The sequence below is a fragment of the Jannaschia pagri genome, from assembly GCF_019655435.1.
GTDB classification, from domain to species: domain Bacteria; phylum Pseudomonadota; class Alphaproteobacteria; order Rhodobacterales; family Rhodobacteraceae; genus Jannaschia; species Jannaschia pagri.
This window is the reverse complement of the sequence record NZ_BPFH01000001.1, coordinates 768,362-787,783: the sequence shown is the minus strand read 5'-3', so window position 1 is coordinate 787,783 and position 19,422 is coordinate 768,362. Positions and strand designations below refer to the sequence as shown.

General features: G+C 65.4%; 19 protein-coding genes, 1 other RNA gene and 1 pseudogene. 7 read left to right on the top strand and 14 right to left on the bottom strand.

Annotation, left to right across the window (positions count from 1 at the left end; all coding sequences use genetic code 11):
- Positions 1–7: 7 nt before the first annotated feature.
- The 3 genes from K5R33_RS03860 to K5R33_RS03850 are packed head-to-tail and all read right to left on the bottom strand — an operon-like array spanning position 8 to position 2,078.
- Positions 8–520, bottom strand: a complete 513-nt coding sequence (locus K5R33_RS03860) for a hypothetical protein (protein ID WP_220747644.1) — start codon at positions 518–520, stop codon at positions 8–10.
- Complete coding sequence (locus K5R33_RS03855; RefSeq protein ID WP_220747643.1) at positions 517–1,335, bottom strand: GNAT family N-acetyltransferase; 819 nt, start codon at positions 1,333–1,335, stop codon at positions 517–519. Before K5R33_RS03855 ends, K5R33_RS03860 begins: the two co-directional genes overlap by 4 nt.
- Complete coding sequence (locus K5R33_RS03850; protein WP_220747642.1) at positions 1,332–2,078, bottom strand: 16S rRNA (uracil(1498)-N(3))-methyltransferase; 747 nt, start codon at positions 2,076–2,078, stop codon at positions 1,332–1,334. The genes K5R33_RS03855 and K5R33_RS03850 overlap by 4 nt, the downstream gene beginning before the upstream one ends.
- A 10-nt stretch (positions 2,079–2,088) precedes the next feature.
- Between K5R33_RS03850 and ubiA the strand changes: the two genes are divergently transcribed.
- The 3 genes from ubiA to K5R33_RS03835 are packed head-to-tail and all read left to right on the top strand — an operon-like array spanning position 2,089 to position 5,356.
- Entirely contained in the window at positions 2,089–3,033 is a 945-nt protein-coding gene (gene ubiA / locus K5R33_RS03845) for a 4-hydroxybenzoate octaprenyltransferase (protein WP_220747641.1), read from the top strand.
- Between the two features lie 56 nt (positions 3,034–3,089).
- On the top strand, positions 3,090–5,036 hold the full coding sequence (locus K5R33_RS03840; protein WP_220747640.1) for an OmpA family protein: 1,947 nt from the start codon (positions 3,090–3,092) through the stop codon (positions 5,034–5,036).
- Positions 5,033–5,356, top strand: a complete 324-nt coding sequence (locus K5R33_RS03835; protein ID WP_220747639.1) for a hypothetical protein — start codon at positions 5,033–5,035, stop codon at positions 5,354–5,356. The genes K5R33_RS03840 and K5R33_RS03835 overlap by 4 nt, the downstream gene beginning before the upstream one ends.
- Here the strand turns inward: K5R33_RS03835 and K5R33_RS03830 are convergent.
- Positions 5,332–6,333, bottom strand: a complete 1,002-nt coding sequence (locus tag K5R33_RS03830) for a helix-turn-helix domain-containing protein (RefSeq protein ID WP_220747638.1) — start codon at positions 6,331–6,333, stop codon at positions 5,332–5,334. The genes K5R33_RS03835 and K5R33_RS03830 overlap by 25 nt on opposite strands.
- Before the next feature lie 190 nt (positions 6,334–6,523).
- On the opposite strand from K5R33_RS03830, the gene K5R33_RS03825 reads away from it, so the two are divergent.
- Complete coding sequence (locus tag K5R33_RS03825; protein ID WP_220747637.1) at positions 6,524–7,537, top strand: alpha/beta hydrolase family protein; 1,014 nt, start codon at positions 6,524–6,526, stop codon at positions 7,535–7,537.
- Positions 7,538–7,590: 53 nt separating this feature from the next.
- Here the strand turns inward: K5R33_RS03825 and K5R33_RS03820 are convergent, their stop codons facing one another.
- The gene (locus K5R33_RS03820; RefSeq protein ID WP_220747636.1) at positions 7,591–8,358 is read right to left on the bottom strand and encodes a DUF1013 domain-containing protein; all 768 of its coding nucleotides are present in this window, start codon (positions 8,356–8,358) and stop codon (positions 7,591–7,593) included.
- A 144-nt stretch (positions 8,359–8,502) separates the two neighbouring features.
- On the opposite strand from K5R33_RS03820, the gene K5R33_RS03815 reads away from it, so the two are divergent.
- Positions 8,503–9,135 carry a ribonuclease T2 family protein gene (locus K5R33_RS03815; protein WP_220747635.1) on the top strand — a complete coding sequence of 211 codons (633 nt, stop codon included), beginning with the start codon at positions 8,503–8,505 and terminating at the stop codon, positions 9,133–9,135.
- 6 nt (positions 9,136–9,141) lie between these two features.
- Here K5R33_RS03815 and K5R33_RS03810 read toward each other — a convergent pair whose 3' ends face one another.
- The 6 genes from K5R33_RS03810 to ffs all read right to left on the bottom strand — a co-directional run bounded on the left by K5R33_RS03810 (position 9,142) and on the right by ffs (position 14,143).
- Positions 9,142–10,437: a bifunctional diguanylate cyclase/phosphodiesterase gene (locus tag K5R33_RS03810; RefSeq protein ID WP_220747634.1), complete on the bottom strand. Its 1,296-nt coding sequence runs from the start codon at positions 10,435–10,437 to the stop codon at positions 9,142–9,144.
- Between the two features lie 169 nt (positions 10,438–10,606).
- Complete coding sequence (gene recR / locus K5R33_RS03805) at positions 10,607–11,203, bottom strand: recombination mediator RecR (protein WP_220747633.1); 597 nt, start codon at positions 11,201–11,203, stop codon at positions 10,607–10,609.
- Positions 11,204–11,214: 11 nt separating this feature from the next.
- Complete coding sequence (locus tag K5R33_RS03800; protein ID WP_220747632.1) at positions 11,215–11,559, bottom strand: YbaB/EbfC family nucleoid-associated protein; 345 nt, start codon at positions 11,557–11,559, stop codon at positions 11,215–11,217.
- 173 nt (positions 11,560–11,732) lie between these two features.
- Positions 11,733–13,448 carry a DNA polymerase III subunit gamma/tau gene (locus K5R33_RS03795; RefSeq protein WP_220747631.1) on the bottom strand — a complete coding sequence of 572 codons (1,716 nt, stop codon included), beginning with the start codon at positions 13,446–13,448 and terminating at the stop codon, positions 11,733–11,735.
- Positions 13,449–13,520: 72 nt separating this feature from the next.
- Positions 13,521–13,904, bottom strand: coding sequence for a YidH family protein (locus tag K5R33_RS03790; RefSeq protein ID WP_220747630.1), 384 nt, complete (start codon positions 13,902–13,904; stop codon positions 13,521–13,523).
- 140 nt (positions 13,905–14,044) lie between these two features.
- Positions 14,045–14,143: signal recognition particle sRNA small type (gene ffs, locus K5R33_RS03785), an RNA gene on the bottom strand.
- Positions 14,144–14,358: 215 nt separating this feature from the next.
- Between ffs and K5R33_RS03780 the strand changes: the two genes are divergently transcribed.
- Positions 14,359–15,441 carry a TauD/TfdA family dioxygenase gene (locus tag K5R33_RS03780; RefSeq protein ID WP_220747629.1) on the top strand — a complete coding sequence of 361 codons (1,083 nt, stop codon included), beginning with the start codon at positions 14,359–14,361 and terminating at the stop codon, positions 15,439–15,441.
- A 33-nt stretch (positions 15,442–15,474) separates the two neighbouring features.
- On the opposite strand, the gene K5R33_RS03775 is transcribed toward K5R33_RS03780, so the two are convergent.
- The 3 genes and pseudogenes from K5R33_RS03775 to K5R33_RS03765 form a co-directional block, all read right to left on the bottom strand.
- The gene (locus K5R33_RS03775) at positions 15,475–16,239 is read right to left on the bottom strand and encodes an ABC transporter permease (RefSeq protein WP_220747628.1); all 765 of its coding nucleotides are present in this window, start codon (positions 16,237–16,239) and stop codon (positions 15,475–15,477) included.
- Positions 16,236–16,919: pseudogene (locus K5R33_RS03770) on the bottom strand (ABC transporter ATP-binding protein); the annotation flags it as partial. The pseudogene K5R33_RS03770 and the gene K5R33_RS03775, both read right to left, overlap by 4 nt.
- A gap of 270 nt (positions 16,920–17,189) precedes the next feature.
- Positions 17,190–18,203 carry an ABC transporter substrate-binding protein gene (locus tag K5R33_RS03765; RefSeq protein WP_220747626.1) on the bottom strand — a complete coding sequence of 338 codons (1,014 nt, stop codon included), beginning with the start codon at positions 18,201–18,203 and terminating at the stop codon, positions 17,190–17,192.
- Between the two features lie 208 nt (positions 18,204–18,411).
- On the opposite strand from K5R33_RS03765, the gene nudC reads away from it, so the two are divergent.
- Positions 18,412–19,353 carry an NAD(+) diphosphatase gene (nudC, locus tag K5R33_RS03760; protein ID WP_220747625.1) on the top strand — a complete coding sequence of 314 codons (942 nt, stop codon included), beginning with the start codon at positions 18,412–18,414 and terminating at the stop codon, positions 19,351–19,353.
- The last annotated feature ends 69 nt before the right edge of the window (positions 19,354–19,422 follow it).

The following is a 19,422-nucleotide window of genomic DNA, read 5'->3' as shown; positions in this document are numbered from 1 at the left end:
CTGCCGCTCAGGTCAAGGCCGCGATGTCCCGGCGGCGCCACACGGTGATCGTGGTGGGTGTGCGTGTTTGCACGGCCCGCACCATAGCGCCGCCGTCGAACCCCGGAAGCGGCGCCAGCGCGTCGAGCAGCGCCTCGGCTCCGCGCGCGCCCTCGGGGATGAACAGGGGGGTGCCGGCGGTATGGGATAGCCGCCAGAAAGCTTCGCCCGTTGATGTCCTGCGGAACAGGACCTCGGTCAGGTCGTGCAACGCCACTGAGCCGCCGATCACGGGTCCGAGGTAGGTGATTTGTCCTTCGATAACCTCCAGCAGGCCGGGGGCCTCTGCCTCGGTGCGAAAGCGGGCGTGGCGGACGCCGGAAAAGACCAGAAAGGCCCCTAAGGCGCCAAGCGCCAGCCCGAACAGAAACAACAGCCCCCCCGAGGTCACCAACAGATAGAGCCCCAGCCCGCCCAGGAGAGCGCCCACCAAGGCTTCGCGCCAACGGGCGAGGGTTGCGGCGGCCTCCGGGCGGATCATGGCGTGACCTCCCCATCGAAGAGCACCAGCGCAAAATCTCCGATCCGGTCAAATCCAAGGGATTGGTAGCATGCAACGGCGGCGTCGGTCGCGGCAAACAAGGTGGCCTCGCGGACGCCTTGCGCGCGGGCCTCTGCCAAATGCAGCGCAACGGCCTGTCGCGCAAACCCACGTCTGCGCAGGTCGGGGGGCGTATAGACCCCGCCAACCTGCACGATGTCCGGCAGGCGGGCGTTGAAGCCCGTCATGGCAACGGGCTGGCCCTCCACGATCAACAGCCTGTGGCTGTCCGCCGCACACCAACGGTCGACGGCGGCCACCGCGCTCTCGGGCCCGTCGTCCGTCATGTGCAGTTCCGTCTGATAGGCTGTGCGCCAGCCAATCGCTGTTTCGCGATGGTCGGAAACGGGCGCCAACGTTCCAGCGTCGTCGGACCACCGCGTGGTCGGAAGGTGCAGCAGGAATTGCGGCTCATCCGCGTCCAAAGTCGCGGGGGCAGTGTCGAGGGCCAGCGCCGTCGTCAGAGGGCGCACCATCGGCGTCGGACCAGCGAACCCTTTGAGCGGAAATCGCTTCAGCACATCGGCAGCGCCCCTTGGCATATCGTCCCAGACCGGCATAACCATGCCGCAGTTGTTGAGGCCCAGCATTGCGCTGACGGTGTGTAGGGTGTCGATCCAAACCGTCATCCCGTGGGGATGCCCCCCGCCCAGCCCCTGGTTGCGCAGATTGGACTGGGGGAACATCGCATGGGGCGCGCGGGCGGACAGCATTGCCTGGATGGCGGGCAGGTCAGCCTCGGTCGCGCGGATCACGTCCAATCCCCCCGCGCCGCTTGCCACAGCGTCAGGGCCGCGACCGCCGCCGTATCGGCGCGCAGGATGCGCGGGCCGAGGGCGATGGGATGGGCAAAGGGCAGGGCGCGCAGCCGCGTCCGTTCCTGGGGGGAAAAACCGCCCTCTGGGCCGATCAAGATGGCGGCGGGCATGGGCGGCAAGGCGGGGGCGCCTTGGCCGTTGGTGCCATCGGACCAGCTAGGATCGTCCGACAAGGCTTCGTCACAGAAGATCAACGCCCGTTCTTCGGGCCAATCCGCCAGCAACCGGTCCAGCGGCGTGAGGTCCGCGACATCTGGTACAAAGGTGCTGCCGCATTGTTCCGCCGCCTCAACCGCATGGGCCTGGAGCCGGTCCCGCCGGATCCGGTCAGAATTGGTGTACTGGGTCGAGACGGGGCAAATGCGGGCGGCCCCCAGCTCGGTCGCCTTTTCGACGATGAAATCGGTCCGCGCCTTTTTGATGGGGGCAAAACACAGCCAGAGGTCGGGCGGATTGCGTTGGGGTGCGGTTTGTTCCTCGCAGACCAAAGCACCGCCCCGTTTCGACAGGCTGTCGATCCGCGCCCGCCAAGCGCCGTTATGGCCATCAAAGACCGTCAGCGTGTCACCCGCCGACAGCCGCATGACCCCGGACAGGTAATGCGCCTGATCCCGCGTAACCTCTACGGATTGCCCCAAGGCGGTGGCTTGGGCTACGTGAAGCCTGACTTTGCTGTCCATGGGGCCTCCGATGACCGACACATCTTCCGATCAAGGACAGGTGGCCGACGCCGTCAAGGGCAACTGGGTGGATACCTTGGCGCCCGAGGCCACGCGGCCCTATCTGCGGCTCAGCCGCGCGGATCGGCCCATCGGGACGTGGCTTTTGCTGCTCCCCTGTTGGTGGGGCACCGTCTTGGCCGTCGCGGCCGGTGGGGCGCCCGGAGTGGCGGCTTGGGTCGCAGTGGCCTGTGCCGTGGGCGCGTTTTTGATGCGCGGCGCCGGTTGCACGTGGAACGACTTCACCGACCGCGACTTCGACGCCGCCGTGGCGCGGACCCGGTCGCGCCCCTTGCCCGCAGGCGATGTCACGCCCCGCGCGGCGCTGATCTGGATGGCCGTCCAGGCGCTGGTTGCCTTTGGTATTCTGTTGACGTTTCATCCAACGGCGATCTGGTTGGGGGTCCTGTCGCTTCTGCCCGTGGCGGTCTATCCCTTCGCCAAGCGGTTCACCTGGTGGCCCCAAGTGTTCCTGGGCCTGGCCTTTAATTGGGGTGCCCTTTTGGCCTGGGCCGCCGTGACCGGCAGCTTAAGCTTGGCGCCAGTGCTGCTGTACCTCGGCGGCATCGCATGGACGTTGTTCTACGACACGATCTACGCCTATCAGGACGTGGAAGACGACGCCTTGATCGGTGTGAAATCCACCGCGCGCAGGTTTGGGGACACGCCCACGCCGTGGATGCGGGGGTTCCTGGTCGCGACCGTGATCCTGATCTCGGGGGCGGTGCTGACGGCCTTGCCGGTGTTGCCCGCCTCGGTGGCGCTGTTGGGTGTTTGGGCAATGGGATGGCATTTGGCCTGGCAGTTGGCCCGCTTGGACATCAACAATCCGCAGCTTTGTCTCGAATTGTTTCGCTCAAACCGCACGGCGGGCCTGATCCCGCTGCCGTTTTTTGCCGTTGCCGTCGCGCTCTGATTGCTCCGCTGCCGCCAGACGGATAAGGACGTCTGAACAATCTCAACCCGGACCCCATGAGCCGTACTAAGACCATCACCTCTGCTGTTGTGCTGACCGTCGCTGCCGTCGGGGCTGCTGCCGCTGCGTGGTTTGCCGCCGATTACGTGGAGCGGTCGTCCCGGGCCGACGTCGCAGGCAGGTTGGACGCCGCCGGTCTCGGCTGGGTGGACGTCCAAACCGACGGCTTGCAACTGATCCTGGCCGGTGTGGCGCCCGATGAGAGGGCACGCTTTCGCGCGGTGACGGAAACCGGGCGTATCGTCGACCCGGGGCGGATCATCGACGGCATGGATGTGGCCGAACGAGAGGCGCTGAGGGCGCCGCGTTTCGCGCTGGAAATCCTACGCAACGAGGCTGAGATTTCTTTGATCGGCCTGACACCCGCACGGGAGACGCAGGGCGGGCCCTTGCTGGATTTGCTGGCGCGGCCTGAATTGTCGGTCACCGATATGGTCGATCAGGTGGCCTACGATATGCCAGAGGGCTGGATCGAGGCGGTCTCTTTCGCGACCGAGGCGCTGGACCTGCTGCCACGGGCTAAAATCTCGGTGGAGCCGGGGGCCGTGGCGATCACTGCCGTGGCCGACAGCGATGAGGATCGGCGCCGGTTGGAGACGCGCTTGACCGGTAAGGCGCCCGATGCGGTGACCCTTGCGCTGGACATCGCAGCACCCCGTCCCGTCATCACGCCCTTCACCCTTCGTTTTGTGATGCCGCCCGATGGCGCGCCGCGATTTGAGGCCTGTGCTGTCGATAGCCCCGCGGCGGAGCGGGCCATCCTGCAAGCTGCCGTGGCCGCCGGATACGATGGCGAGGCCGATTGCGTCATGGGCCTTGGCGTGCCGTCTGCCTCCTGGGGCGCGGCGGCAGCGGCGGCCATTGAGACATTGGGCATTCTGGGCGGAGGATCCGTGACCCTGTCGGACGCCGATGTGACCCTTGTCGTACAAGAGGGCACGGCCCAGGAGGCCTTCGACACGGCCGTGGCCGAGCTGGAGACGGCCCTGCCGGACATCTTCGTCCTGAGTTCTGTCCTGCCCCAGACGGAAGACGATGACGCCGTCGATCCGGCGGAACGCCTGGAGTTTGTCGCGACCCTGTCGCCAGAGGGGCAAGTGCAGTTGCGCGGTAAGCTCTATGACGACACGCAACAGGTGGCGGTGCTGAGCTATGCCCGCGCTCTGTTCGGCGTTCAGGACACCTATATCGCCACGCTTCAGACGACGGCCCTGCCCGAAGGGTGGCCTGCGCGGGTCCTGGTGGCGTTGGATGCGCTTAGCCGGTTGCAGAACGGCGCCGTTGTTGTGCGCCCCGATCTGGTTGTGGTTCGCGGTGTCACTGGCAATCCGCGCGCCCAGGCGGATATCTCGCGGATCTTGTCGGACAAGCTGGGGCCACAGGAAGATTTCCGCATAGACGTGACGTATCGGGAAGAGTTGGATCCGCTGCTGAACATCCCGACGCCCGAGGAATGCGCCGACCAGCTCAACGAGATCCTGCTGGAGCAAAAACTGACGTTTGCACCGGGCGAAGCCGTGATCGAAGCGGCGGGTGACGGCCAAATCGGACGCCTCACCGAAAAGCTGGACGCCTGTAAGCGCGCGGTGTTTGAGGTTGGCGGCCATACGGACAGCCAGGGGCGTGAGTCCATGAATTTGGACCTCTCCCAGGCCCGGGCCGAGGCGGTCCGCACCGCTCTGATCGCGCGGGGCACGCCGCCGACCCAATTGGTTGCGAAGGGCTATGGGGAGAGCGAACCCGTGGCCGACAATGGCACCGAAGCGGGGCGCGAGGCGAACCGACGGATCACCTTCACCTTGGTTGGCGTCCGCGACCAAGGCGACGAACAGGCGTCAGATACCACCGAGGCCGGCCCCGCCGATGCGCAGCCCGCGACCACGGGTGAGGCGGCATCAGAGACGGCGCCCGAGGGCGAGACGGACGAAGGAGCCGACCAATGAACCGCATGGAATTCGTCATCGCCGTGGCGGTTATTCTGTTTCTGGCGTTTATCTTGGGCTGGTTTGCCTGTTGGTTGGTCAACCGCTTCAGCCGCGTCACCCAGACCGACATGGCGGAATTGGAGACCATGGCCCAGTCGTTGCACGATGCCGAAGAGCAGCGCGACGAAGCCATCACGTATTTGCAGTATCGAGAGCAGGAGTTGCAGACTCAGCTGCAACAGACCGATGCGGAGCTTCAGGCCGCGATGGATGGCCTACGCGAAGCGCGGCAAGAGGCGGCGGAACTGCGCGGCTATATCGAGTCGCTCAACGCCTGACGGGCTTGCCAGGCTTTGGGCGTCGCGCCGGTCACGCGGGAGAATTCCCGGTTGAAGTTCGACTTGGTGTTAAACCCGCTGGCATAGATCGCTTCGGTGACTGACAGCCCTTTGTCCAACAGATCGCACGCATGGCGGATCCGCCATCCGTTGACGTGGCGCGACACGTTCTGACCGGTTGTGCGATTGATGGCTGTCGACAGCTGCTTGGCGGGCACCTTCAGTTTGCGCGCCAAGCGGGCCAGGGTGAGGTCTGGCTGCAGATAGCTTTGGTCTGCGGCCAAAAGGGCGTCCAGTCGCGCGACGAGGGCCGTGTCGGCCTCGGTCGCCTCGGGGGCGGGCTGTGCCTCTGCGGGTTCTGGTGTGCCCGGCAAGTCGCGGGACAGCCCCAACAGGCCCACCGCCAGCAGCGCCAGCGAGGACGACAGGCTGACCACCAATGGGACCAAATCGCCTCGTCCCATGGTAAACGCCACCACGATCACAAGATCGCTGACCGCCGAGAGGATCAGGGCCGCCGCCAACGCCTGCCACAGTCGGCGCGGCTGCCCCCCGGTCTCCAACCGCGCCAGGGGCAAGGCCGGCGCGCCGCCACGCAGGCGCCAGAGGATCGCCGCCGCATAGGCCGCATAGGTGGCCGGGACCAACGGGTCCAAGGCTTGTGGTGCCATGCTGACGGCCAATGCGCAGCCTACGACCGGGCCGAGGTGCAAAGCGTCTCGCGGGGCCAGTGCCCGCAGGCTCGCCGTTTGAAAAACGATCCAGGCCAGGGGCGGCACGGCGCATGCCAAGACCGGTTGCAACGGCAGCAAACTGCGGATGCCGTAGTGCTGGACCAAGGCCACCAGTAACGTTTGAACGGCGCAGAGTGCGATCAGGGCCAAGAACGGCCAAGGCAGATCTCCCTGGCGCCAGGCGCGCAGCAACAGAAACGCCAACACCAAGCTGACGATCAGGGGGATCGGCAAGGCGATCACAACGGCAACGGTCCAACGGCCATGGCCCCTGTTCGGACAGCTTCGGCATGGTGGCAAGCGCTTTGGGGAGCGGGTCGCCAAAATGTCCGAAAACCGGTTCTGGACGACCTCGAACCGGATCGAGGACGCGGTGGCGCGGCCTGTGGCGCATCACGGATCCATCTTCGGACCTGATTGAAAGGACAGTCACATGAGATCGCTGATCGCCCTCGCCGCCGCTGCCGTGAGCGTTTTGCCCCTTGCCTCCGCCGCCGAGCCGGTGGGCTACGACCGGATCGACCTCGCTGCCGCCCATAGGGCTTGGCCGGTCCAGGCCTCGGTCTGGTATCCTGTGGGATCGCGGACCTACCGCGGGTTGGTCGGGGACAACCCGGTGTTCCGGGGCACGCCCGTTTATGTGGGCGCTGGCATCGCCGAGGGACGGCGCCCCCTGGTGCTGTTTTCCCACGGGTCTGGCGGAAACATGGATGGCATGGGGTGGCTGCTGTCTGGGTTGGCCGAGGCCGGAGCCATGGTTTTGGCCGTCAACCATCCGGGTTCCACCAGCGGCGATAGCTCCCCCCGGCGGTCGATCCGGTTGGACAAGCGGGCCGCCGATCTGAGCGCGGCCTTGGATGCCCTGTTGGCCGATCCGGTCTTTGCGGCGCACGTCGATCCCAATCGCATTGCCGCTGTCGGGTTCTCCCTGGGTGGGGCGACGGCCTTGGGGATGGGCGGGCTGCGCTATGACGGGGCCGTGATGGCCGAGGTTTGCACGGATCAGTCGCGCGCCGATTGTAGCTTTTTCGCAAAAGGCGGGGTCGATTTTACCGGTGCGACCGACGGGTTCGAGGCTGACATGCGCGACAGCCGCGTGACCTCTGTCGTGGCCATTGACCCTGGATTCACGGCGGCGGCCACCGAGGCCAGCATCGCGGCGATGGACGTGCCCGTCCATGTCGTCACCCTGGGCGAGGCGCACCGCCTGCCAGCTGCTGACGTCAGCGCGTCGGGTAGCAACCTGATCGCGCGGCTGCCGATGGCGACGCTGGATGTCGTGGCGCCTGCGTCTCACTTCACGGCGCTGGCCCCCTGTAAGCCGGTCGGTGTGGCCCTTCTGGCCGAAGAGGGTGAGGACCCCGTCTGCACCGACCCGCCGGGGGCGGACCGGGCCGCCGTTCATCGCAGCATCATTGCTTCGGTGGTTCAGGCCCTGGGCTTATAACGAAAAAGGGCCGCCCCAGACCGGCGGCCCTGTGGCCTTGGGACCGGCGTCCTTTACCGCTTGGCGTCGTCCTCATCGTCATCGTCGCCAGCATCCGGCAAGTTGAAAAAGCTGTCGGCGTCGGGCACGTCGTTCGACGACGACCGATCATCGTCATCGCGATCATCCGACAGGCTGAAGGTTTCCAGCCCAGACATGGAAGCCGGGATCGCGGGCTCCTCCGTGTCCTGTCCCAGGCTCTGTTCAGTCGACACCAGCTTGCGGCGTTCCTCGTCGGTCATCACTTCGCCTGCGGCGGCCTTCTTGGCGGCGGCTTTCTGAACGGCGGCGTCCAGCTCGGTCTGTTTGCAGAGGCCCAAGGCGACGGGGTCGATGGGCTGGATGTTCTGGATGTTCCAATGCGTCCGCTCTCGGATCGCCTGGATTGTCGGCTTGGTTGTCCCGATCAACTTGGAGATCTGGGCGTCCGCCAATTCGGGGTGGAACTTGACCAACCACAGGATCGAGGCCGGACGATCCTGGCGCTTCGACAGCGGGGTATAGCGCGGGCCGCGCCGCTTTTCCTCGCCCACGGCAGCGGCGTTGAACTTCAGCTTCAGCTTATGGAGCGGGTTCTTTTCAGCCTTTTCGATTTCCTCGGCAGTCAGCTGATTGTTTGCGATGGGGTCAAAGCCCTTCACGCCCGCTGCCACGTCGCCGTCGGCGATGCCTTGCACCTCAAGCTCGTGCAACTCACAGAAGTCGCCGATCTGCTTGAACGACAGGGTGGTGTTGTCCACCAGCCAGACGGCGGTGGCCTTGGCCATGATCGGTTTGTTCATCTCAACGCTCCTCATTCGGACGCCCCTCGCTGGACAAGCCTGTCGCGTCGCCCGGATCAGGGGCTGCGACCGGGGCCGCGGTTCACGCTTTCGAGGGAACTTTGCAGGATATATAGGCAAGGGATGGGAACAGGGAAAGCCCCAATGAAACGACTGCTTGCTGCGCTGACACTTGCCGCTGCCCCGGTTTTTGCCGATGGCGAACCGGCGGGGGATTTCGACTACTACGTGCTCGCGTTGAGCTGGTCGCCCACATGGTGCGCCTTGGATGGCGATGACCGCCAATCGCCCCAATGCGATGACGGGCGGGGCCTGGGCTTTGTGCTGCACGGGCTGTGGCCCCAATACGAACGGGGCTGGCCAGCCTATTGCCGCACTTCCGTTCGGGAGGCGACGCGCGGTCAGACGGCCGCGATGTCCGATATCATGGGGACAGCGGGATCAGCCTGGCACCAGTGGAAAAAACATGGCCGATGCTCCGGTTTGTCGGCATCGGATTACTTTGACTTGGCGCGGGTTGCCTATGATCGCGTCAACCGCCCGTCTGTCTTGCGGGACCTAGGACGCGCCGTGACCCTGCCTGCGGCAGTGGTGGAGGAGGCGTTCCTGGAGGCTAACCCCGATCTATCGCGCGATCAGGTGACGGTGACCTGCCGTGCGGGCCGCGTGCAGGAGGTGCGGATCTGCCTCACCCGTGGCCTTGAGCCCCGGCGCTGCGGCGCAGACGTCATTCGCGACTGCACGATGACAGATGCCTTGCTCGCCCCGATCCGCTGAGCCAGTCTAGGTCAGCCGCTCGGCCCAGAGGTCCGGGGCTTCGGGCCTGCCATAGAAGAAGCCCTGGGCATACCGAATCCCGATGGAGGCAACGGCTGTCGCCTCCGCCTGGGTCTCGACCCCTTCCGCGATGATTTCGATGCCAAGATCGCGCGTCATGCTGACCAGATGGCGCACGATGATACGCGCACGCGCATCCCCATCCAGCCCGGCCACCAGAGCGCGGTCGATCTTGACGAAATCGACCGGGAAATGGCGCAAACGGTCCAGGTTCGACAAGCCTGTCCCAAAGTCGTCCAAGGCGATCCGCGCGCCCCGTTCGCGCAACCGCGTCACCAGATCATGGGCGCGCTCGGGCCGCGCGATCACGGCGCTTTCTACAACTTCGAGGACCAGGCGATCCGGCGGGAGGCGGTCCAGCAGCCCGCGCAGAAACCGGCAGCTTGCGCTGTCCGCTCCGTCCAGGACAGCGCCGGTGATGTTGAAATTAAAAAAGAAGTCCGCGCCTTCGGTCCGAAAGGGGCGCGTTGCCCGTTCGGCGATTTCGGGAAAGGTGTCCGCTGCCTCATCGGGAATCCGATCCACCTGATCGATGAATACGGCAGGAGGAACAGCGGGCGCATCTTGGCGGACCCATCGCAGCAGGGCCTCCATGCCCACCACGGCGTCTGTCTCGGTGGCGACGATAGGTTGGAGGTGATAGCGAAGGTCGCCCCTTTCGATGGCAGCCAGGAGCGTTTCCTGTGACACCGGCGGCTTAACCCCCGGCGTCGCGCGGTCATCGACCTCCGTCCGGTTTCCACCGTTCGCCTGGGCGCGCGACACGACGGTATCGGCCAGCAAGACGGCGCGGTCAAAGTCTTGATGCGCAAAGGTGCGCACCAAACCGGCGGAGATGGTTCGCCCGGCGATACCCGCTTCCCGATCAACATAGGTCCGTGACGCCAGGTCCCTTAGACGTTCCGCCGTCGCGGCCGCCGCAGCCATGTCCATGCCACGGAAAATCAACAAGAACCGCGCGTTGGATAGCCTCGTAATCGTCAATTCGGGTGGCAGCGCGCGGGTGAGGACGTCTTCAAGCCGGTCAAGCAACTGGTCCCCGGTGTCGAAATCATGGGTGGCGTTCAAACCCGCCATGTCGTCCACGTCCAAAAGGCCGAGAATGCCGTCGGCGAGACGGTCGTGGGCGACCGCAGACGGGCTCGCAGGCGCGGTTGGTGCTGTTGGGCGCCAGCCGGACACAAGCGCACCGCCGGCGGCGGAGGCGAGCATCAGCACGATGATGACAGCCGTTAAGAGCATGGAGGCCCCAGTGAGAAACTTTACAATATGGGGTCAGCGCCACGTCAAAATACACGTGGTCACGGGTTCGGTTACACAACACTACCGGTGGAAATTAACCACACCTTGACCCTTTCCATGCCTCAACGTTTCGCGACGGGCAACACCTGGCGTGGTCGAAAGTGTCTGATCAGACGGGTTTACGCGAGGAGAGGGCAGCGCGCAGGGTCCCATCATCCATGTAGTCCAACTCTCCCCCGACGGGCATTCCTTGGGCCAAACCGCTGACAACCGCGCCTGTGCCTGACAGCTCTTGAGCGACATAATGGGCGGTGGTTTGACCATCGACGGTGGCATTCAGCGCGAGGATGACCTCCGTCACGGCCTCGGCGGTGATGCGGTCCCTCAGCTTAGGAATGCGCAGGTCTTCAGGGCCAATATCATCGAGAGGCGACAGCGTTCCGCCGAGCACATGGTAGCGACCGCGAAAAACCTGCGCGCGTTCCATTGCCCAGAGGTCGGCCACGTCCTCCACGACGCAGATTTGACCCGTGGCACGGCGGTCATCGTCACAGACATCGCAGATATCGCTGCCGGAAAGGTTTCCACAATTCAGGCAGTTGCGGACGGTATGGCCCACCTCGGTCAGCAGCTTTGCTAGGGGCAGCAGCTGCGTGTCGCGCTTTTTCAAAAGGTGCAGAACCGCCCGCCGGGCGGACCGAGGTCCAAGCCCGGGCAGACGCGCCATCAGCGCGATCAATGCCTCGATATCGCGCTGCCCGTCCACGTAGTCTGACCTCAGAACGGCAGTTTCATTCCGGGTGGCAGGCCCATTTGCTCCGCCATTTTCATCATTTCTTCCCGTGACTTATCAGATGCCCGCGACTGCGCGTCTTTGATGGCGGCCAGGATCAGATCCTCGACCATCTCTTTCTCGTCGGGCTGAAAGATCGACGGGTCGATGTCCAGGGCGATGAGGTCGCCTTTGGCTGTCGCGGTGGCCTTGACCAGACCTGCGCCGCTTTCGCCCGTGACATGGATATCGGCCAGACCATCCTGCATTTCGCCCATCTTAGTCTGCATTTCCTGGGCTTTTTTCATCATCCCGGCCATATCGCCGAGGCCACCCAATCCTTTGAACATCGCGCTGGTCCCTCCGTGAGGTGTCGTCTGAATTTGTGTCTCCTCTGAGGTAGCCCCCCGCCCCGTCTGGCGCAAGGCGAGGGGGTGCATCGGAGGGGTGATCCAGGGGTGACGGTGGGAGGATCCCGGTCAGACATTGTGGCCGCTGTGGAAACGGTCAGCGGTATCGCCGTTCAGTCCTCGTCAAAGGGGTCCCATTCGTCTTCGACCTCTTCCAGGGCCTCGGCTGCGGCATCGGCGGCGATGTCTTCGCGGGTCCGTACCTCGATCAGTTTGGCCCCCGGAAAGGCCTGGAGGACGGCTTGGGTCATGGGATGGGCCAGGGCGGCTGCCTCTGACTCGCGGGCGGCCTGATCCCGGACCTCGGCGATGGTGGGCGCCCCGCCCTCGCCGATGCTGACGACCCAGCGGACGCCAGTCCAGCCCTGCAAGCGGCCCGCCAAGCGGCCCGGTAGATCGGCAGGGGCGTTCGGGGCCAGGGCCATCTCGATTCGTCCTGGCGCGTAGGACACGAGGCGCAGGCCCGTCTCGACCTCCACCAGCAGTTTGACGTCGCGATTGGCCCGGATCAGGTCGACCACCTGCGGAAAGGTCTGATAGCGGGCCAGGGCCTGTTCGCTGTCTTGGGCCAGGGCCGTCTGAGCCCCGCCGCGCGCGACGGGACCGCCGCCGCCACCGCCCGAAGGTGCGGGCCGGGGCGCCGGGGCCTGACCCATGGGTGCGGGCGTGTCGCGCAACTTGCGGATCAGATCGTCGGGGGGCGGTAAGTCGGCCACATGGGTCAGTCGGATCACGGCCATTTCGGCGGCCATCATGGCGTTTGGCGCCTGGGAGACTTCCTCCAGCGCCTTCAGCAGCATCTGCCACATCCGCGTCAGCGACCGCATTTGGAGGCCCTGGGCGAAGGCCTGACCCCGTGCCCGTTCGTCCGGCGTGACGGTCGGGTCCTCGGCGGCGTCGGGCGTGATCTGAATGACACTGACCCAATGGGTAACCTCGGCCAGGTCGCGCAGCACGGCCATGGGGTCGGCCCCGTCGGAGTATTGTGCGCCCAACTCCAGCAACGCGCCCGCCGCATCGCCGCGCATGATCATCTCAAACAGGTCCATGACCCGACCCCTGTCCGCCAGGCCCAGCATGGCGCGGACCTGATCGGCGCTGGTCTCGCCCGCCCCGTGGCTGATGGCCTGATCCAGGAGCGACATGGCATCGCGGACGGAGCCTTCGGCGGCGCGCGCGATCAGGGCCAGCGCATCCTGCGCGATCTGCGCGTCCTCTTGGGTGGCGACGCCGGAGAGGTGGTCGATCATCACCTCCGGCTCGATCCGACGCAGGTCGAAGCGTTGACAGCGGGACAGGACCGTTACCGGAACCTTGCGGATCTCGGTGGTGGCAAAAATAAATTTGACGTGGGCGGGGGGCTCCTCCAGCGTCTTCAGGAGCGCGTTGAACGCCGAGGTGGACAGCATGTGCACCTCGTCGATGATATAAATCTTATAGCGGGCCGAGGCGGCGCGGTAATTCACGCTGTCGATGATTTCGCGCACGTCATTGACGGAGGTGTTGGAGGCCGCGTCCATTTCCAACACATCCACATGGCGGCCTTCGGCGATGGCGCGACAGGGTTCGCATTGGCCGCACGGGTCCGTCGTTGGGCCTCCGGTACTGTCTGGGCCGACGCAATTCAGGCCCTTGGCCACGATGCGCGCGGTGGTCGTTTTGCCCGTGCCCCGGATGCCTGTGAGGATAAACGCCTGGGCGATACGGTCCGTGGCGAAGGCGTTGCGTAGGGTGCGGACCATGGCGTCCTGGCCGATCAGATCGGCAAAGGTGGCCGGACGGTATTTGCGCGCCAGCACCTGATAGGCCGGTTGGTCCGTGTCCTGCATCGCTGTCCCCTCACGTCGGCTGCGCTTGGTTCTAGCCCCGGGGCCCCCGAGCGTCCATCGCGGAAGCCGCTGTCATAGCGTCCAGAGGATGGCGCCGGTGACTATACCTGCGAGGCTGAAGGCGACGGCCAGCACCGTAAACAGCCGGGTCGGTTGGGCGGTGGCATCATGGGTCTGCAGGCGTTTCTGGGTGCGACAGGCTTGGCGGCGGGCGGCCCAAAAGATGGTCAGCGCGGCCAGGATGAACACGGTCGCGGCGGCTTTTGGAACCCAGGCAGGGTCCGAGGCGTCAAACACCGCGCGCAGGCCTACGGCAATCGCGATGGCCGCCATGCCCGTGCGCATCCATCCGGCAAAGGTGCGTTCGTTGGCCAGAAGGGTGCGATCCTCGGCCCAATCGGTCCGGTCTTCGGCCCAGTCGGTCTTTTTGTCTTGGGTGTCGGTGCCTTGCTCCATGGGGGAAAGCTAGGTAGCGGCGGTCGAGGGGCCAGGGTCAAGAGTGGGGCGCGACGATCCTCACTGTTTGGAGGCTATGCGGACGCCGCCTTCGCTCGAAGAGCAAATCGCTACGGACTCGGACGACACAGAGGGGTGGTGGGTGAGAGGCTGGACGACGACCCAAGCGGGGCTCGTTGTGGCTGCTACCTTCCGGTCCTGACCAGGTTGGCGAGGCGCCTGCCCGCGCCAACCTCTCACCCCGCAAATAGGCCGGGCGCTCCGATGATGCAAGTGGTGCGCGAAATCGGTGGACGGCGCCCCGCCGCGCGGCCTAGGCTCTACCCATGTCAGACGCGGACACGCATCCAGGGCGCCAAGCCGGCCATCCCTATGGCAAGCCGCAGCGGTGGTGGCCGCCGGGCGCTTAATTCTGCGCCCCACACCCCCACGATACTGACATTAGGACAGACCCATGACCGATCTCACCATCGTCGATGACATGCTGCGCGTGCAGTGGCCCGATGCGGCGGCCGACTATCCCTTGATCTGGCTGCGCGACAACAGCCCCGACGCCTTTGACCCCGCCACGCAGGAGCGGGTGCTGGACCTTCTGGCCGTGCCAGAGACACCGAATTTGCAGGACGCGCATTTGGATGGCGGCGCGGTCGTCCTGAATTGGGCGGATGCCCCCATGGCCCGCTTTGACCTGGACTGGTTGGCACAGCACCGCCCCGGGCGTCCGACGCAGGATGCCGCTGCGATTGCGTTTCAGCCTTGGGAGGCAGGGTTCACCCCCCCGCGCCACGCGGCCCAGAACATCTTGACCTCGGACGACGGTCTGCGAGCCTGGATGCGCGACACGAAGGCCTGGGGGCTGACCATCGTCGAGGGCCTGGCCGGAGAGGGTGCGGGCATCTCCGTGGCAGAGCGCGTCGGTTTCCTGCGCCGCACCAACTTTGGCACCACCTTTGAGGTCATGTCGAAGCCGGATCCGAACAACCTGGCCTATACGTCCCACGCTTTGCCGCTTCACACGGACCTGCCCAACCAAGAGGTGCCGCCGGGTTACCAGTTCCTGCATTGCCTAGAGAACGCTGCCGAGGGCGGTGGGTCCGTCTTCGCCGATGGTGTGGCCCTGGCGGAAGCCTTGCGGGAGACGGATCCAGAGGCGTTCGACTTGCTGGCGACCGTTCCGGTGCCCTTCCGGTTCCACGACACAGAAACCGACATTCGCGTGCGGCGACCTGTCATTACGCTCGATGGGGCGGGTCACGTGCAGGAGTTGCGTTGGAACGCCCATATCGCCGATGTCTTCGATATGGAGGCGGATATTTTGGCCGCCTACTACAGGGCCTATCGCGCTTACATGGCGCTGACGCGTGAGGCGCGGTTCCGGGTGGAATTCTCGCTGGCGCCGGGGGAGATGGTCGTCTTCGACAATCGCCGGGTGTTGCATGGGCGCGCGGCCTTCGACCCGTCGACGGGGCGGCGGCACCTGCAAGGCTGCTACGTGGACCGGGGTGAGTTCGACGCGCGGTTGCGCAAACTGGGGTAGGGCGCGGGTTGGCCCAAGCGGCTGGGTTGGGCGTTAGCTTTGCGGACGCTCCGCCCAGCCTGCGAAGATCTTCTCCAGGGCCACGACCACATAGAACAGAGCAATCCCCAGGATGGCCAGGGCGATCAGCACGGCGAACATCAGCGGATAGTCGGCATTGGTCCGTCCCGAATCGAACAAGGCACCCAGGCCTCGCCCATGGGGAGAGACGATTTCCATCAGGTTGGTCCCAATAAAGGCCAGGGTGACGGCGACCTTCAGGGCCCCGAAGAACTCGGGCAGGGTTTTGGGCAGGGCGATCTTCCAGAAGATCGTCGCATTGGACGCCCCGAGGGAGCGGAGGATGTCGCGGTATTCCGGCTCTAGCGTGCTCAGCCCGATCGAGACCGAGACCGCGATGGGAAAGAAGGAAATCATGAAGGCCAGCATGACCGTGTTGAAATCGTGCTGTCCCACGAAGAGCAGCGCCAAGATCGGCACAACGGTCGCCTTGGGGATGGCGTTGAAACCCACAAGCAGGGGGTAGAGAGCCTCCCGCGCGGTGCGGGAAAAGCCCATGATCATGCCGATGAGCGTGCCCACGATCACGGCGATCATCAGGCCCGCCACCGTCCGCCAGAGCGTTTGCCAGCCGCCGGTCAGGAACAACTCCCAATAGCGGGTATAGGCCTGGGGTAAGTCGGAGGGGGAGGCCATGACGAAGTTGGGCCAGCCATTGGCCCAAACCAGCGCCTCCCACAGGATCAGGAAGACGACCATTGCCATCAAGGGGACGGCAATCTTGCGCAGGGCGATCATTGGGCCACCTCCCGCCCTTGGGCGATTTGGATTTCGCGGCGCAGGGTGGCCAGCAGTTCGACGGCGCGGGGCGCATAGAGGTCATCCAGGCCGCGCGTGTCGCCCAGGTCGATCTCCACGATGCGCTGGGCGCGGGCGGGGCGGGCGCTGAAGACGACGGTGCGGTCGCTCAGGAAGACCGATTCGCGCAGGTCATGGGTGATGAGGACGCAGGTGAAGCGTTCGGCCCGGCGCAGGTCGTGCATCGTTTGCCAGAGGTCTTCGCGGGTGAAGGCGTCCAGGGCGCCGAAGGGCTCATCGAGGATCAGGACCTCGGGGCGGTGGACGATGGAGCGGCAGAGCGAGGCGCGCTGGCGCATTCCGCCGGACAATTCGGACGGGCGTTTGTCCTCAAATCCCTCCAGGCCGACGAGGGCCAACAGTTCGCGGGCGCGGTCCTCGCGCTGGGTTTTGGAGAGGCCGCCGACGATTTCGAGCGGCAGGATCACATTCTGCAGGATGCTGCGCCATTCCAGCAAGACCGGGTTTTGAAAGGCCATGCCGACGGTCTTGCGTGGGCCTGTGACGGGCTGACCACCCAGGCGGACGATGCCCTCATCGGGTTTCATCAGCCCCGCGATCAGCCGTGTTAGGGTGGATTTGCCACACCCCGATGGGCCGACGACGGCGGTGAAGCTGCCCTCGGGCATGTCGATGCTGAGGTCATCCAGGACCGGCAACGGGCCGCTGGCCGTCTTATAGGCGTGGGTGACGTGGTCGAGCGAGATGGGCAGGGACATGGACGGCGCGTCCCGGCCTTGCGCCGGGACCTCTGATGGGGGCGGTGCCCTGTGGCGGCGGGGCCCCGGCGCGGGGCCGGGGCGGGTTGCATTGGGGGCGTCCGTGGATCCGAGACCTGAGAGGGCCTCGTGAGAGGTCCCTCGGGATCGGGTTTAAGGACGGCGGACCGCTTACTTGAGCATCCGCGCCGCGGCTTCGGGCAGGAAGCTGTCGTCGAAGATCGTGCCCATGTCCGGCTCCGACTGGAACTCATAGACCAGCTTGGTCTGCTCCAGCGCGCTGGCCATACGGTCGGCGTCGATGGCGCCCATGCCGTTTTCCATGACGTAGTCGGTCAGGACGTTGGCATCGATGGCCAGTTGCAGGCGGCGTTCTTCCAGCGCGACGTCCGCGGCGGGGTTGCGGGCGATCACGGCGGCAGCGCCCATGGCAGGGTCGGCGATGACGTCCTTCCAACCGGCGGCGACGGCGGTCAGGAACCCGGTGACGGCCTCGGCGTTTTCGGCGGCGAAGTCGGTGTTCACGATGATGGCGTTGCCGTAGAGGTCGACACCGTTATCGGCCATCAGGATGGTCGTGATATCATCTTCTGCCACGCCCAGGCGCACCAGGTTGAGGTAGGACGAAAAGCTGAAGCCGGTGACCGAATCCACCTCACCCGAGGCCAGCATCGGCTCCCGCGTGGGGAAGCCCACAGGCTCTACCGTGATTTTGTCCACATCCAGGCCGTTTTCGGCGGCAAAGATCGGGAACTGGGCCCAGGCGCCGTCGGGGGGCGGGGCGCCGAGGACGCTGCCTTCCAGGTCGGCAACGCCGGTGATGCCCTGGCTCTTGCGACCGACGATGGCGAAGGGTGGCTTGTCGTAGACCATCATGACGGCCGTCACCGGCGCGCCGGGGTTCTGGTCGAGGAACTTCACCAGGCTGTTGATGTCCGCGAAGCCCACGGGAAAGGCGCCGGTGGCCACCTTCGGAATCGCATCGAGGGAGCCTTGGCCCGCGCTGATCTCGACCGAAAGGCCTTGGGCCTCGAAATGGCCGTTGTCGATGGCGGCGAAGTAAGCGGCGCTGGGTCCCTCGAACTTCCAATCGAGGGCGAAGGGCATGGCGGTGGCATGGCCGTCGGCGAAGGCTGGCGCAGCCATAACAAGACCGACGGCAAAACCGGCGAAACGATTGAACATGATCTCTCCCCATCTGTTCGGACGCCTGATTTGCTTAGGCCTCTGCCCCGAGTGCCAGGGGCGTCCGTCACGGGCGGCAGGCTGCATCACTTCGGGGCGGCGCATCAATCATTTCTTGGGCGGATTGCTGAAAAGTTGGGCGGTGTGGGGGCTATGCCTCTGGCCGCGTGCAGCATAAGCCGGGGCGGTAGGGTACGACGGGGGCTCCATGAGACAGGCGGAAACGGTGACGTTCGGGGGCGGGGGCCTGAACCGAGCGGAGGATTTGCGGCGCCATCCCGACCAATTGGCGGCCCTGCCGGTGCGGACTTTGCTGCTGTGGCGGGGCAAGCCGCTGTTGGATCGCTCGCGCGGGGCGTTGCAACTCCTGGATGGATCGGCGTTCGACGCGTTTGACCCACCGGTTTTCGTCGGTGAGGTGGAGGGTGCCGCGATCTGGGCGCGTGACGTCTCGGCCCTGGAGGTGGAGGGCGCGGATGACACCCTTGGCGCCTTCCTCGACCCCAGCGAGCAGAGCCACCCGGATCTGCCGCCGGGCAGCGCCTTTGTGGAGTTGCGCGCGACCATGACCCAGATGAGCGCCTTGGACGCGGAGATCGCGGCGACTGCCAAAGGCGCTTTGGAATGGCACCGCACCCACCGCTTTTGTTCCAATTGCGGGGCGGAGACGACCCCAGGCAAGGCGGGTTGGATGCGGGCCTGCGGATCCTGTGGGCGCAGCCATTTCCCTCGCACCGATCCAGTGGTCATCATGTTGATCACCCGGGGCGACCGCGTTCTGTTGGGACGGTCCCATGGATGGCCCGAGGGGTTCTTTTCCTGCCTCGCAGGTTTCATGGAACCGGGTGAGACCATGGAGGGGGCGGTGCGCCGCGAAGTCTGGGAGGAGACGGGCGTGCGCGTGGGACCTGTGCGCTATCTGGCCAGTCAGCCCTGGCCGTTTCCCGGCTCTCTCATGTTGGGCGCCCATGGCGAGGCGATCACCGAAGAGATCACCGTGGACGAGGAAGAGATTGCCGAGGCCATCTGGCTGGACCGGTCCGAGGTCCTGTCGGTCTTTGCGGGCACCCATCCTACGGTGACGCCCGCGCGCAAGGGGGCCATCGCACGCTTTCTGTTGGAGGCTTGGTTGGCGGATCGTTTGACGTGATTGGTGCGCTGCCGCCCGGTTTCATTGACCTGTCCACCGGGGGACGGCACTAGGGGACGGGATTACGGG